General features: G+C 47.9%; 13 protein-coding genes and 1 tRNA gene. 11 read left to right on the forward strand and 3 right to left on the reverse strand.

All coding sequences use genetic code 11. The annotated features are described in order from the left end of the window. Nucleotides 1-183 precede the first annotated feature (183 nt). On the forward strand, nucleotides 184-2,241 hold the full coding sequence (locus EKM75_RS07490) for a BglG family transcription antiterminator (protein ID WP_125693398.1): 2,058 nt from the start codon (nucleotides 184-186) through the stop codon (nucleotides 2,239-2,241). 191 nt (nucleotides 2,242-2,432) lie between these two features. Here EKM75_RS07490 and EKM75_RS07495 read toward each other — a convergent pair whose 3' ends face one another. The 3 genes from EKM75_RS07495 to EKM75_RS07505 all read right to left on the reverse strand — a co-directional run bounded on the left by EKM75_RS07495 (nucleotide 2,433) and on the right by EKM75_RS07505 (nucleotide 4,753). Then, nucleotides 2,433-2,774 (reverse strand): DUF1516 family protein, encoded by a 342-nt coding sequence (locus EKM75_RS07495; protein ID WP_125693400.1) that lies wholly within the window; start codon nucleotides 2,772-2,774, stop codon nucleotides 2,433-2,435. Between the two features lie 62 nt (nucleotides 2,775-2,836). Next, nucleotides 2,837-3,367 carry a dihydrofolate reductase family protein gene (locus EKM75_RS07500; RefSeq protein WP_125693402.1) on the reverse strand — a complete coding sequence of 177 codons (531 nt, stop codon included), beginning with the start codon at nucleotides 3,365-3,367 and terminating at the stop codon, nucleotides 2,837-2,839. A 117-nt stretch (nucleotides 3,368-3,484) separates the two neighbouring features. Continuing rightward, nucleotides 3,485-4,753 (reverse strand): peptidoglycan recognition protein family protein, encoded by a 1,269-nt coding sequence (locus EKM75_RS07505; RefSeq protein ID WP_125693404.1) that lies wholly within the window; start codon nucleotides 4,751-4,753, stop codon nucleotides 3,485-3,487. Between the two features lie 339 nt (nucleotides 4,754-5,092). Between EKM75_RS07505 and EKM75_RS07510 the strand changes: the two genes are divergently transcribed. The 10 genes from EKM75_RS07510 (at nucleotide 5,093) to purF (ending at nucleotide 14,725) form a co-directional block, all read left to right on the forward strand. After that, entirely contained in the window at nucleotides 5,093-5,323 is a 231-nt protein-coding gene (locus EKM75_RS07510) for a DUF2187 family protein (protein WP_125683928.1), read from the forward strand. Between the two features lie 79 nt (nucleotides 5,324-5,402). Continuing rightward, nucleotides 5,403-5,473 (forward strand) — tRNA-Gly (locus EKM75_RS07515). A gap of 323 nt (nucleotides 5,474-5,796) precedes the next feature. Further along, the gene (argS, locus tag EKM75_RS07520) at nucleotides 5,797-7,488 is read left to right on the forward strand and encodes an arginine--tRNA ligase (protein ID WP_125683926.1); all 1,692 of its coding nucleotides are present in this window, start codon (nucleotides 5,797-5,799) and stop codon (nucleotides 7,486-7,488) included. A 339-nt stretch (nucleotides 7,489-7,827) separates the two neighbouring features. Beyond that, complete coding sequence (gene purE / locus EKM75_RS07525) at nucleotides 7,828-8,310, forward strand: 5-(carboxyamino)imidazole ribonucleotide mutase (protein ID WP_125693406.1); 483 nt, start codon at nucleotides 7,828-7,830, stop codon at nucleotides 8,308-8,310. Beyond that, nucleotides 8,294-9,424 carry a 5-(carboxyamino)imidazole ribonucleotide synthase gene (gene purK / locus EKM75_RS07530; RefSeq protein ID WP_125693408.1) on the forward strand — a complete coding sequence of 377 codons (1,131 nt, stop codon included), beginning with the start codon at nucleotides 8,294-8,296 and terminating at the stop codon, nucleotides 9,422-9,424. Before purE ends, purK begins: the two co-directional genes overlap by 17 nt. A 4-nt stretch (nucleotides 9,425-9,428) precedes the next feature. Beyond that, entirely contained in the window at nucleotides 9,429-10,160 is a 732-nt protein-coding gene (gene purC, locus EKM75_RS07535; RefSeq protein ID WP_125693410.1) for a phosphoribosylaminoimidazolesuccinocarboxamide synthase, read from the forward strand. Then, entirely contained in the window at nucleotides 10,157-10,411 is a 255-nt protein-coding gene (gene purS, locus EKM75_RS07540) for a phosphoribosylformylglycinamidine synthase subunit PurS (RefSeq protein ID WP_125693412.1), read from the forward strand. Before purC ends, purS begins: the two co-directional genes overlap by 4 nt. Before the next feature lie 3 nt (nucleotides 10,412-10,414). Next, nucleotides 10,415-11,092: a phosphoribosylformylglycinamidine synthase subunit PurQ gene (gene purQ, locus EKM75_RS07545; RefSeq protein ID WP_125693414.1), complete on the forward strand. Its 678-nt coding sequence runs from the start codon at nucleotides 10,415-10,417 to the stop codon at nucleotides 11,090-11,092. Beyond that, nucleotides 11,085-13,304, forward strand: a complete 2,220-nt coding sequence (purL, locus tag EKM75_RS07550; protein WP_125693416.1) for a phosphoribosylformylglycinamidine synthase subunit PurL — start codon at nucleotides 11,085-11,087, stop codon at nucleotides 13,302-13,304. Before purQ ends, purL begins: the two co-directional genes overlap by 8 nt. Beyond that, nucleotides 13,289-14,725 carry an amidophosphoribosyltransferase gene (gene purF, locus EKM75_RS07555; RefSeq protein ID WP_125693418.1) on the forward strand — a complete coding sequence of 479 codons (1,437 nt, stop codon included), beginning with the start codon at nucleotides 13,289-13,291 and terminating at the stop codon, nucleotides 14,723-14,725. Before purL ends, purF begins: the two co-directional genes overlap by 16 nt. The last annotated feature ends 2 nt before the right edge of the window (nucleotides 14,726-14,727 follow it).

A 14,727-nucleotide genomic window follows, 5' to 3' on the forward strand; every position in this document is an offset into this window, starting at 1 on the left:
GTCTGACTATCTGTATGCCGTGGTACAATCAAGACTAATTAAGTCAAACGTGTCTCAACTATCCGGCGGGTTCGACTCCCGCTGGGTGGTATCGTAATTGTTGGGTGGCCGGTGATAAGTGATTATGTCAGATCAACGTGAAGGTTAATTGCTGGAATTGAGAGAGATTGTTGAGGTAATGCTATGCTGAATATTAGTAAGAAAGGACAAATTAATCTATTAGTTTCCATTCTGGCCGAGGGGAAGAAGTACAAAACCGTGGCCGATTTGGAGGCTAAGATGGGCCTCTCCAGGCGCAGTGTGTTTTACTGGCTGAAGCAGGTCAACGCCACACTGAAGTCGCTGGATTTGGATGATGTGCAACGTCTGTCACAGGGCGGCTACTTTTTGACGCAGTCCACGTTGGACGAACTGCAGCAGCACGACCAGTCCGAAACACAGCCCCTGTTAAACGTGGCTGAGCGGCGGCAAATGATTATCTGGTACTTAGTCCAGCAGGACGCCCATCTGTCGCTGGTGAACCTGTCAGAACGGTTAAACGTCTCCAAAAATACCATTATTAAAGATTTGCGGGCGCTGCCACCATTATTACCGGCGGATACGGAGATCATTAATACGAGTCATGGTAAGGCTCTAGCTGGTAGTGAAGTGATGCAACGCCGGTGGGTGTACCGTCAGCTAGCTCAGCAAAACTTACTGATTATTCATAAAATTCAGAAGTTGCCGCACATTCAGATGCTGACTGAGCGATTGACTCAGTTACAGGCGGATACCGGCAACTATTACACGGGGGACGCTGCCCAGACATTGATCTGGTATATTGCCTGGCTGCTGAATCGACTCCAGATGGCAGATCGGGCATTGACGACAGTCAACAATTATCCGTTAGATCGGTTCAGCCAATGGTGTGAGGACCTGTTGTCACGCTATGGACGGGTGACGCCCGGAGAGGTTGGAAGTTTGCGGGAACTGTTGCTAGCTGGTCAGCTACAACAAGTTAATGATGATGACCGCTTTGCCAAGGAATTGTTGATGACTACGCAGAAGGTGGCACGGCGGTTTAGTTCTGTATCGGGAATCGATATGGTGACTGATAAATTCTTAGAGGCGCTGGCGACCCACTTGTATTCGACGTACTTTCGAATCAAGTATAATGTGCAATACCACCACGCTAACCTAACGGATGTGAAGCTGGAATACAGTTACTTGATGAACCTGACCAAGTACGCGCTGCAGCCGTTTGAGGAATTCTTGCACGCACCGGTTTCCAGCGACGAGTTGGCACTGATTGCGGTTTATTTCGGTGGTGAGGTCAAACGGCTCTCACCGGATTGGTTGGAGTCGGAGAAGCAGCCGGACGTTATTCTGGTCTGCACCAGTGGGGTGGGGACCAGTCTGTTGCTGTATCAACAGCTATCGGCCCGCTATCCAAACATTAGCTTCTCTCAGCCAGTAAGTTTAGAGGAGTTTCAGAAAATTGATTTGACCCAGGGGGCGCCTAAGTTGGTATTAACTACGGCTAAGCTGCAGGAGCCAGTGGACGTACCAACTCTATGGGTCCAGGCCATTCCAACCTCGAGTGATTTTCAGCGGTTGAGCCAAGAATTTCGGCAACTAGGCTTGTTGGATAATTCACAGGAAACGAAGCTGGTGCACGCGGTGCTCGACATCATTACGGATTACGCCCGGGTCGATGATTTTAACGGGTTAACAGCGAGTTTGCGGGATTACTTCCAGAAAACACCGTTAGAAACGACTGCGGTGCAGAACAGTCGGCCCTCGTTGGCAGACCTGATTACGCCGGAACGGATTCAGATTGCGACGGAAGAATTGGATTGGCAAGCAGCGGTACATGAGTCGCTGGTTCCTTTGCAAATCGATGGGACGGTCCAACCGATGTACGCTGATCGGATTGTAGGGATTACCTTGGCAAAGGGACCGTACATGATGATCAAAGATGGTGTGATGTTGGCTCACGCTAAGCCAGAGGATGGCGTAAACAGTCTGGGGATGTCACTGTTACTTCTGAAGCAACCGACCACTTTAGTTGCACAAGGGCAGAGCCGCCAATTAGCCGTTGTCTTTGGTCTGGCACCGGTTGATCGGGACGCGCACGTTCACGCCTTGAGCCAATTGTTAGCCTTACTACAGGATGCGGGGTTGTACGCAGAATTACAGACGGCTGATCGACCGGAGGATATCTATAAGATTTTGGAACGGGCGATTCAGTTGCCTTCATAGAAAATCGTGAAATCTCGCAATGTACGCCATTAGAACTGAAGGGATTACGCATATCACTCATGGGAGGCTATCTAATATACGCGCTAGTAGTGTTTAAGATGCTAAAAACGTCTAGGAATTAATCCTAGGCGTTTTTACTTGAAATTTTTATTTAAATTAACTGAATATAACCGAGGCTCTCAGCGGGCAGTTTATTTAAACGCTAAAGTGAGTCCAAGGCCAACAGTAATCAGGGCGACGACCCCCAGAATCCAGTAGACAATGTGTGGGGTGTCCCGTTCCATTTTGCGACCAAAGCTAATTTCAATTAAGGCGATCGTCGCAATGCCTAAGAGAAACTTCAAACTGATGAGGAAGGGGGCGTGAACAAATGTCCGGATACTTAAAACGACCCCACTGATAATCATGACAAGATAGGCAATTCTTGCGATGAGCAGAAATTGCGTGATGCGTTTCTCGGAATGGCGAGTCAATCCTAAAATCACTAGGATCGTTAGGATGATCCACGTCCAAAAGTGTAGTGCCAGCCACATAAAAAACCGCTCCCTTACTTACTCAATATCTTAAGCGTACCATACTCAGCGTGGTGGCGGAATTAATTTCCCTGGCGAAAGACCATTTCAGAGAGGGGACCGTATTGATGTACAGCGGTCAACTCAAATTTATGCGTCGTGGTAAGGTCACCAAAGAGACGTTTTCCTTGGCCGAGCACGATGGGGGCCACTTGCAGGTAAAGCTCATCGATTAAATCAGCTTCGAGTAGTGGTGTCAGAATCTGCTGACCGCCGACAACCCAGACGTTGCCTGGGTTCAATCGTAGGTGACTTGCTAACTCTGTGACTGAACCAGCGGTAAAGGTGACCTGTGGCGTGTCTTCGCGGGTCGCGTGAGTCATGACGTAGCTGTGCATCTGAGGATTCTGTGGATTGAAGGGGGCGTTGGGGGCAAATTGAGCAACATAGTCGTAGGTGACCCGGCCCATGATGGCACTGGTCATCTGTGACAAGGTTTGGGCGCCCACGTCTGCGGGGATGCCGTTTAGCCCAGTTAGCCAATCAATATTGTTATCCGTAGTTGCGAGGTAGCCATCAAGTGACGTGGCTCCGTAGAATTGAATTTTACCCATATGATTAACTCCTTTTGAGAGAGTGATTCAGCAGGTAGTAGCTACCTGTTGGTGGATATAAGCTTGAAGAGACAACAAGGGCCTGGGCGTTTGACCCAGACCCTTGAGAGGTGCCTATTAAGCGTTACCGTTAACACTGCTTGCCTTCAACCAGTAGCTCTTGCCACTTAGTGTGACCCGGTACCAGGAAGACTTGTCACTGGCCTTGTAACCGGCCTTGTTGATTTTTACGGTCGTGCCACTAGCGAAATCTTGCGTATGTGCAGTGGTCTTGGATAGATAGTTCGAGTTCAAGACGTGGTTGTACATGGGGTAGTTTTTCGCGTTGTTCAACGTGACTGTACCACTAGCATCACTGTAAGTGACCTTTGGGAAGTTCAGGACTTTGCTGTAGACCCAGTACTTAGTTGTTGCGTTCTTGCTGAAACGAATGCGGTACCAAGTGCCACTCCAGCCGCCTTTTTTGACTCCGCGACTGTCGACGTAAACTTTAGTGCCACGGTGATCAGAGTAGAGACGACTCCAACCGATCTTGTAGGCACCACTAGTGCCTTTAATGTGGTTGTAGACGGTCCACTTCGTGTAATTCTGCGCCAGGGTAGCTGTTTCGTTGTTGCTACCGTGGTTATAGGTGACCGTTTTTTTCTTGGGGGTCGTCGTGGTATGGTCCGTTGACGTATCCGTGGTGTCAGTTGTATCGGTCGTGTCCGTCGTAGTATCAACACTGCCACCCAGAGCGGCATATTGGGTCTTCACTAAGGCTAAGAAGTCCGTCATGTTGTAAGTTGTCCCAAAGTAGGACTTGGCGTTACTGGACCAATAACCGTCGGGATCGGTATGGTTAGTGCCACCTAGGTTAGTGGAAACGTCATGGTGAGAAAGCACCGTGGTGTGACGCTTTGGCGTCAGACCATATTTTTTCAAAATGTAGGCTGTGTAGTACGAGGCGTTGTTCAACTCGGAAGCGAAGGCCGCCTTGGAGTGAACCTCTACTTGTTCAAATTGCACGTAGCGTTGGTTGGCAATTGGACCAGCCCCCCAGCAGAGGTACTTCGTGTTTGCCACGTTGATAATGCTACTTGCATCTACGAAGGTGTGAACAAATGCGGAATTGTAATTATTCTTCATATAATTGATTTCACCATAAATGGTTGAATTGGGGTTAGCCGTTTCATGGACTACGACTCCCTCAGGCTTGCCATTTCGGTAACCATATTGTGGGAAGGTCGGCCAAATGTTGGTGGTGATCTTCGGCGTCGCATACTGTTGATTGGCGATGTAGGTGTTGATTGAGTTGGCACTGGCGGTTGTACTTGACCAGAAGAGGCCTAAGCACCCCGCAGTGAGGGCCATTCCCCGAACGGCCCATCGTTGCCATTTTTTCATATTATCTTCTCCTCCTGTGAAATTACTCCCAATTGAATAAAAAACGTTGTAACGCAACGCCTAAAGTATAACGTATTTATGGTGAGATGGATATGGTTTACAAGGTTATGTAACATTACAAGTTGTTCGGAAACTCGCTACGACTGCCTGATAATTTGGGCGGATTGGTGAATTCAATTGGGTTTTGCGAGCCAACGTTAATGTTCCAAAAAAGTTATTCGGGTTTTGCCTTTTGTTTCAAACACCTTACAATTTGATTGCGAAGCAGGAAGGCTTTACTTGCTATGACCGGGAAACATGACTATAATAGTTATTTGCATATGAAAGGAGCGACGAACCATGGCTGAAGAAACAGAGATCAAGATTGGCGATATCATCGCGGCCAAGAAGTTTGGCCCCCTGGAGCATAATTTCACGGGAGAAGTCACCAAAGTGTATGATAATTCAGTTTTAGTCGAGATCCGGGACTATGACCCTAAGGACAAGACAGCGGTTGGCGATATGAACAACCGGGCAGTTGTACGGAAGTCAGCTGCTAAGATTACAGGAAATGTAGCGGATAAAAACTAGTTTTCTGAAGTTCTTTTGAATTTATTTGCAAAAAAATAATGACAACTCACAGATGGTATGCTATACTTTTCTGTGTTGTGCGGGTGTAGTTTAGTGGTAAAATTCAAGCTTCCCAAGCTTGCGTCGCGGGTCCGATTCCCGTCACCCGCTTTCGAATGGGGCGGCCTTAGGGTCGTCTTTCTTATTTATTCGAAAGCTTTTAACCAGCAGTTGCATGAGTACCAGACAGACGTTTTCTTTTCAGCGAATCCGGGAGGCTGTGAGCCGGGTAAGACGCATCTGGGAACGGAGCAACTGGTGACAATCAAATTAATCATTTAAGTGGACTTTTAAGTCAATCAGAGTGGTACCGCGGGAATTCTCGTCTCTTACAATTTTATTTGTAGGGGACGTTTTTTTGTCCCGTCGGTTGAATGGTGTAGACTAAGAGCACAATGTCATTGATGAAGCAAATTACAGGGAGGAAAAATAGCATGGATTATAAACAAAAAGTTACAGCAGCTTTAGCCACTGCCTTAGACGGCCAACTGACTGCCGACGAAATTTCGGCTAAGTTGGAACGTCCTAAGACTTCTGACAAGGGGGACATGGCGTTCCCAACGTTTACTTTAGCTAAGGTGTTGCACCGTGCGCCCCAACAGATTGCCCAGGACTTAGCCGAAAAGCTTGATCAAACTGGGTTTGAAAAGGTCGAAGTTGTAGGTCCTTACCTGAACTTCTTCTTTGACAAGGGTGCTTACAGTGAAGATACCTTGAACACGGTGTTGACGGATGGCGCCAGTTACGGTCAAAACGAAGCCGGCAACGGCGGCAACGTCCCCATCGATATGTCTTCGCCTAACATTGCCAAGCCAATGTCCATGGGTCACTTGCGTTCAACGGTGATTGGGAATTCAATCGCTGAAATTTTGACGAAGAACGGGTATCACCCAATCAAGGACAATCACCTGGGTGACTGGGGAACACAATTTGGTAAGTTGATCACGGCCTACAAGCTGTGGGGGAACGAAGCCGACGTGAAGGCTGACCCCATCAACAAGCTGGTTGAATACTACGTTCGTTTCCATAAGGAAGACGTCGACAAGCCTGAACTGGACGATACGGCCCGTGAATGGTTTAAGAAGTTGGAAGATGGCGATGAAGAAGCCCATCATTTGTGGGAATGGTTCCGTGAAGCTTCCTTACAAGAATTCAACGACGTTTACGATGAATTAGGCGTTAAGTTTGATACCTACAATGGGGAAGCCTTCTACAACGATAAGTTGGCAGAAGTTGTGCAAATTCTGAAGGATAAGAATTTGTTGGTTGAATCTCAAGGCGCCCAAGTGGTTGATTTGAGTAAGTATGACCTTAACCCTGCACTGATTTTGAAGAGTGACGGGGCTTCTCTGTACATCACGCGTGACATCGCTACGGCCCTGTACCGTGACCGGACCTACGCACCAGCGAAGAACTTATACGTGGTTGGTTCCGAACAGACCTACTACTTCAAGCAACTGAAGGCTGTCTTGCAGGAAATGGGCGTAAAGTCCGCTGACAACCTGCAACACGTCCCATTTGGTCTGATCACTGTTGATGGTAAGAAGTTATCAACGCGTTCTGGTCGGATCATCTTGTTGGCAAAGGTACTGGAGGAATCCGTTAAATTAGCTGGCGAAGAAATTGACGAAAAGAATCCGGACTTACCAAATAAGGCCGAAGTTGCTCGTCAAGTTGGTGTTGGGGCCATTGTCTTCGGTGATTTGAAGAACGAACGGACCAACAACATTGACTTCGTTTTGGCTGATCAGTTGAAGTTTGAAGGTGAAACGGGTCCTTACGTCCAATACTCGCATGCACGTGCTGAAAGTATTTTGCGGAAAGCCGGAAAGGTCGACGTTCAGGCTGCTGGCAACCAGATTGATGACCCAGAAGCTTGGGATACGATTAAAACCTTGGCTGACTTCCCAGCAATTGTGAAGATGGCTTGTGCTGAACTAGAACCTTCAGTGATTGCCAAGTACGCCATTCGCTTAGCTAAGACCTTTAACAAGTATTACGCACACTCCAAGATTTTGACGGAAGATGCTGAATTGCCAGCTCGTTTAGCTCTGGTTAAGGCGGTTTCGACGGTCTTGAAGGAAAGTCTACGTCTCTTAGGCGTACAGGCACCAGATGAAATGTAAGTTTAAATATGTGTGAAGTAGGAAGGATGCCATTTAGTTGGCATCCTTTTTATTTTGTCATTAATCAATTTTTTTGTAGAAATACATGGGAGCCATTATATTCTAAAGTTCGTATATTGTAGGGGTGGTTGATTCTGATGGTAAATAGATATGGTAGCTGTAATAACTAGAATGAGCTACTAATAAGGAATGATGCTGAACGAATTTTAAATGATAAAGTGTTGGTGATTGTTAATTCCGAATATTAAAAAGATTATAGTCGGTAAAGTTCTCAAATTCGTTGACACTGGACGTGGGAGTTGCTAAACTTAAGCTCAAAATAGATGAAGGAGAATTGACATGGTACAAGTGGGGTTAGTCATGGGATCAATTTCGGATTGGCCAACGATGAAACAGACAGCGGCGTTGTTGACGTCACTGGGAATCAGCTATGAACGGCGTGTGATTTCGGCCCATCGAATGCCAGCAACTCTTCAGTTATACGGCGAGCAGGCACTTGAACGGGACCTGCAGGTAATTATTGCGGGTGCCGGGGGTGCCGCTCATTTGCCAGGGATGCTGGCAGCCAATACGTTGCTACCAGTGATTGGTGTGCCAATTCAGTCGCGCGCGTTGCAGGGAATGGACTCGCTATTATCGATTGTCCAAATGCCCGGCGGGGTACCGGTAGCCACGATGGCCATTGGCTCAGCGGGAGCAAAGAACGCAGCGTTAATGGCCGCTCAGATTTTAGGACTACAAGATACAACTATTCAGACAGCAGTACAGAACTTTCGGCAGCAACAGCGACGGGAGGCGGAAGAGAGTGAACAACGGTTCTGAGGACATTATTTTGCCACCGGCGACGATTGGTATTGTTGGCGGCGGTCAACTGGGACAAATGTTGGCCTTACAGGCAAAGGCAATGGGTTATCACGTGGGGGTATTGGACCCAACACCAGCGGCACCCGCTGGTCAAGTCGCTGATTTTCAAATTGTGGCTGAGTATCAGAATGATGAGGCATTAATGGAATTGGCGCAGCGTAGTGATGTTTTAACGTATGAGTTTGAAAATGTGGATGAGCACGCACTGCAAGCTGCGCAAGCACATACCCAATTGCCACAAGGGACGGCCCTACTTCACATCACTGGGAATCGATTGCGTGAGAAACAGTTCCTCAGGGAACACGGTGTACCGGTGACGCCATTTGCAGCTGTAGCTAATGGCGCTGAGCTGACAATAGCGCTTCAAAAAATCGGCACACCAGCAATTTTAAAAACGGCTGCCGGCGGGTATGACGGGCACGGACAGGTGAACCTAGATTCAGTCGTCGTACCAGTTGAAGTGTCAGAGCTATTGCAGGTGCCCTGCATTTTAGAAGCTCGTCAGGCGTTCAAACTGGAAGTTGCCATGATGGTTGCCCGACAAGCCAACGGTCGAGTAGTAACCTTTCCACTGGTAGAAAATCGGCATCACCGTCACATCTTGCATACGACCATTGCACCGGCAGCGGTTAGTGCTACGGTTCATCGTCAGGCGCAACAGATTGCGACGACGATTGCTCAGGCATTGACGTTGCGTGGTGTACTCGGAATTGAGTTTTTTGTCCTTGAAGATGGTAGTTTGCTGGTCAATGAACTGGCGCCGCGACCGCATAATTCGGGTCACTACTCAATTGAAGCATGCAACGTTTCACAGTTTGAGGCCCATATTCGGAGTATCTGTGGGTTGCCGATTCCTGACATTACACTGGTGCAACCGGCCGTCATGCGTAATTTGTTGGGGGCAGATTTAACGACAGCTCGTCAAGCATTGTTAACGGAACCAACCTGGCATTTTCATGATTATGGGAAGGCGGAAATTAAACCGCAACGTAAGATGGGGCACGTGACGGTTTTGGGGTCAGATGTGAACCAGCTGTTAGCAAGCTTAGCGCAATTGAAGGGAGAACATTAACGATATGACGATTGAAAAGGGTGCATTACTTTATACCGGTAAAGCTAAAAAAATGTACGCGACTAACGATCCAGAAGTTTTATGGGTGGACTACCTTGATCAGGCGACAGCCCTAAATGGTAAGCGTAAGGTCGTTGTTGAGCAGAAGGGGTTGCTGAACAATCGAATTTCTAGTTTGATTTTTCAAGACTTAGCCAAGCATGGTATTCAGAATCATTTCATTGCGCAACCTTCGGAATACGTCCAACTGGTCAAACGGGTCAAGATGATTCCGTTGGAAACAGTGGTTCGAAACGCTGCTTCGGGAAGTTTTGAGCGGAAGTTTGGGGTAGCTTATCTGCAGCCGTTGGTTCAACCAGTCATGGAATTCTTTTACAAGAGTGATGAACTGGATGATCCATTTATTAATGACTCACAAATTTCAGCGTTAGGCTTGGTGAGTCCTGAAAATTTGGCTGAAATGAAGCGTCAGGCGCTTCAAGTTAATCAGCGCCTGCAGGCCATTTTTGATGAAATGGGGATTCAACTGGTTGATTTCAAGGTGGAATTTGGTCTGACGATGGACGGCCACGTCCTTCTGGCAGATGAAATTTCTCCGGATAGCTGTCGACTAGTCGACAAGCAGACTAAAAAGTCGCTGGATAAGGATGTCTTCCGTAAAAATTTAGGTTCCTTAACGACTGTTTACCGGGAAGTATTAGATCGGCTCAGCGTCCTTGAAGGGAGTCCCGAATGACCTATTTAGCAAAAGTTACTGTTACGTATAAAGAATCAATTTTAGATCCTAAAGGAGAAGCCATTAACGACGCTCTTCATCGATTGGGCTACAGTAATGTTCAATCGGTAGAGATGGGTAAATACTTTGAACTTAAAGTGACTGGGAATGGCCAACCAATTGAGGAACAAGTCGACGAAATGTGCGATCGACTATTAGCAAATGTAAATATGGAAACCTATCAAATTAAAATTGTGGAAGTGGAGGATTAAGTTATGAAGTTTGCCGTACCAGTCTTTCCTGGTTCTAATTGTGATTATGACATGGTTAACGCGTTGCGGGATATTTTGAACGTTCCGGCTGATTTGGTCTCGGCGCAGGCCACGAACCTTGAAGGCTACGATGCGGTCGTTTTACCCGGTGGCTTTTCGTATGGTGATTACTTGCGGAGTGGTGCTATTGCCCGGTTCTCACCGGTTATGGCAGCGGTTAAGGACTTCGCTGCTACTGGGAAGCCGGTACTGGGAATCTGCAACGGGTTTCAGATCTTGACGGAAGCCGGTCTATTACCGGGGACGTTGCAAGCTAATCGTTCCGCCCAGTTTATCTGTCAAGCGAGCGAATTGATCATTCGTAATTCACGGACGATGTTTACCACGGCTTATGAGAATCAAACACAAATCTCATTGCCAATTGCCCACGGTGAAGGAAACTACTATTGTGATGCGCAGACCTTAGCAGAGTTGCGTGCCAATCACCAAATTGTTTTTGAATACGTGGATAATCCCAATGGAAGTATTGCCAATATTGCTGGAATTACGAACCGGCAGGGCAATGTTTTAGGGATGATGCCACATCCAGAACGGGCCGTGGAAACAATTCTGGGCTCAACCGCGGGGTTGGGAATCTTTCAGTCGCTGCTCAGCCATCAACGGGAGGGTGCCCATGCTTAAAAATATAGAACCAACGCCGGAAACCTTACGTGATGACCATATCTACCGTGAGTGGGGATTGTCAGACGCTGAGTATGAATTGATCGTTAAAAAAGTTTTAGGGCGGTTACCGAATTACACGGAGGCCGGATTATTCTCAGGCATGTGGAGTGAACATTGTTCTTATAAGAATTCCAAGCCGGTCTTAAAGAAGTTCTGGACCCAAGGAGACCAGGTCGTGGCAGGTCCCGGGGAAGGTGCGGGTATTATTGATATTGGCGATGGTCAGGCAGTTGTTTTCAAGGCAGAAAGCCACAACCATCCCTCGGCCATTGAACCGTATGAGGGTGCAGCTACTGGTGTTGGGGGAATTATCCGGGACATCTTTTCAATGGGCGCAAAACCGATTGCGTTACTGGATAGTTTGCGTTTCGGTGAGTTGACCGATGAAGCGACGAAGTATTTAGTGTCACAGGTGGTTGCCGGTATCGGTGGTTACGGGAACTGCATCGGTATTCCAACCATTGGTGGGGATACCGCCTTTGATGCCAGTTATCAGAAGAACCCCTTGGTTAATGCTATGTGTGTCGGTATCTTAAACCAGTCCGACATTCAGAAGGGGCAGGCGACTGGTGTAGGTAATAGTGTCATCTACGTCGGTGCTAAGACGGGACGTGATGGCATCAGTGGTGCGTCGTTTGCTTCAGCGGAATTCAACGATGCCAAGACTGCGCAACGCTCTGCTGTTCAAGTGGGAGATCCATTCATGGAAAAACTTCTTATGGATGCCTGTTTAGAAGTCATTCATGATCACCGTGAGAGCTTGGTTGGTATTCAGGATATGGGGGCGGCGGGCTTAGTGTCCTCGTCCGCTGAAATGGCATCCAAGGCCGGCAGCGGTTTGGAGCTGAACTTAGACTTAGTTCCGCAACGTGAGAGTGGCATGACGCCGTTCGAGTTGATGCTATCGGAATCTCAAGAGCGCATGTTGCTGTGTGTCCAGGCTGGTGCGGAGAAAGAAATCAACGCTGTTTTTGAAAAATACGGTCTTGACGCAGTCACGATTGGTCACGTGACGACCGGTCATCAGTACCGGTTATGGCACCAGGGGAAGTTGGTGGCCGATGTGCCGGTAGATGCTCTGGCGAGTGATGCGCCCGTCTATCAACGGGAGCAAAGAGTGCCTGTACGATTAGCACAGCAGTCAAATGTTCAGTTTAGTCCAGTAGTCACGGATGTAACGACCACACTCAAGCAGATTCTCCAACAACCAACCGTTGCATCGAAACGGGCTTTATATCGGACTTATGATTCACAAGTTCAGACCAATACGGTGGTGCAACCCGGTTCAGATGCGGGGGTCGTGAGAATCCGACAAACGGATAAGGCATTGGCGATGACGACAGATGTGAATGGTCGTTATTTATTCCTGAATCCACGCGTTGGTGGTGAGATGGCAGTTGCTGAAGCGGCCCGAAATATCGTGGCCTCAGGTGGTGTGCCCTTGGGAATTACGGATTGTTTGAACTTTGGGAATCCTGAAAATCCGGAACAGTTTTATGAATTGGATGAATCTGCTCAAGGAATTAGTCGCGCTTGTCAGCTCTTCAACACACCCGTTATTTCAGGAAATGTTTCTTTGAACAACGAATCAAATGGGCAACCTATCTACCCAACGCCAATGATTGGGATGGTGGGGCTAATCAAACACCAACGTGATATTACTACTCAGGACTTCAAGCAACCGGGGGATGCGGTCTACGTTCTCTGCGACACGTATGCTGATTTTAACGGCAGTGAATTACAGAAGATGTTGACCGGTTCTATTTCGGGCAGGTTGTTTGATTTTGATCTTGAAGCTGAAAAAAGGAATCAGGATTTACTACTTGGTGCGATTCAAGCAGGACTAGTCGCTAGTGCACACGATGCTGCAGAGGGCGGCTTGATTGTGGCCATTGCTGAGTCCTGCTTTGGAAATAATTTAGGGGTGAGCCTGATCAGTGATTTGCGAGCTGTGGAATTCTTTGCGGAGACGCAGTCCCGTTTCGTGGTGTCCGTACCGCAGGAAAAACGACACGCTTTTGAAAATCAAATGCAGTCTCAGGTGACTTATCTGGGGGATGTGACGGCGACAGACCGGTTGTTTGTGCAAACGGCTGATCAAGCATTTGATGTTCCAGTCAGTGTTGCCAAACAACTGTGGGAGGAGGCGTTACCGTGTCTACTGAAATAAAGAGCCTCAATGAAGAGTGTGGTGTTTTTGGGGTTTGGGGAACGCCTGATGCAGCAAACTTAACTTATTTTGGGCTGCATACCCTGCAACACCGTGGTCAAGAAGGTGCGGGAATTACGGCGAATAATGCTGGTAGCTTAAGCTTCGAACGGGGATTAGGGTTGTTAGCAGATGTCTTTCGAGATCCTCATCGATTGGGACGGTTACAAGGAACCGCGGCGGTAGGCCATGTCCGGTATGCGACCGCGGGTAATCATGGTTTGGAGAATATCCAGCCCTTAGAATTTAACTTTAGTGACGCGCAGTTTGCTCTGGCGCACAATGGAAATTTGACGAATGCCATGACGTTGCGACGTAACTTGGAACAGGCTGGTGCCATCTTTCACGCAAGTTCTGACAGTGAAATTTTGATGCACTTGATCCGGCGGAGCCAAGCTTCCACGTTGCAGGAACAGGTCAAAGTTGCGTTACAGCAGATTCATGGCGGCTTTGCTTACCTACTGTTGACCAATGATCGGCTATTCGCGGCATTAGATCCGAACGGGTTACGGCCACTAGTAGTTGGTGAATTACCAACTGGCGGAATTGTCGTGTGCAGTGAAACTTGTGCCTTGGACGCGGTGGGCGCAACTTTTATTCGCGATGTACAACCAGGCGAATTGCTAACGGTTGACGATTCGGGTCTTAAAATTGACCACTATACCACCGATACGCAACTTGCCATTTGTTCGATGGAATACATCTACTTTGCTCGGCCAGATTCCAACATCTATGGGGTGAACGTGCATTCCGCCCGTAAGCGCATGGGGGCGCAACTCGCTAAGGAACAACCAGTAGATGCTGACATTGTTGTTGGTGTTCCTAACTCATCACTCTCCGCTGCCAGCGGGTATGCGGAAGCGAGTGGGTTACCGTACGAAATGGGGTTGATCAAGAATCAATACTCAGCGCGAACCTTTATTCAACCCACCCAGGAGTTGCGCGAACGGGGCGTCAGAATGAAACTTTCTGCAGTTAAGGGTGTGGTGGCTGGTCAACGAGTTATCTTGATCGATGATTCAATTGTTCGGGGTACCACGAGTCGACAGATTGTTAAATTATTGAAGGATGCTGGCGCCAAGTCGGTACATTTAAGAATTGCGTCGCCACCCCTTAAATATCCTTGCTTTTACGGAATCGATATTCAAACAACCAAGGAACTGATTGCTGCGCAGGAGAGCATTGCGGAAATGCGACAAAGTTTAGGCGTAGATTCATTGGGATTCTTGAGCGAACAGGGCGTCATTGATGCTGTGGGATTACCAACATCAGCACCATACGGTGGCCTCTGCATGGCTTATTTTAATGGGGACTATCCTACGCCACTATATGACTATCAAGCGGAATATGATGAAGAGATTCGTCAGGCAAAACGACCATAACA

The organism is Levilactobacillus tongjiangensis (genome assembly GCF_003946345.1).
Taxonomy (GTDB): domain Bacteria; phylum Bacillota; class Bacilli; order Lactobacillales; family Lactobacillaceae; genus Levilactobacillus; species Levilactobacillus tongjiangensis.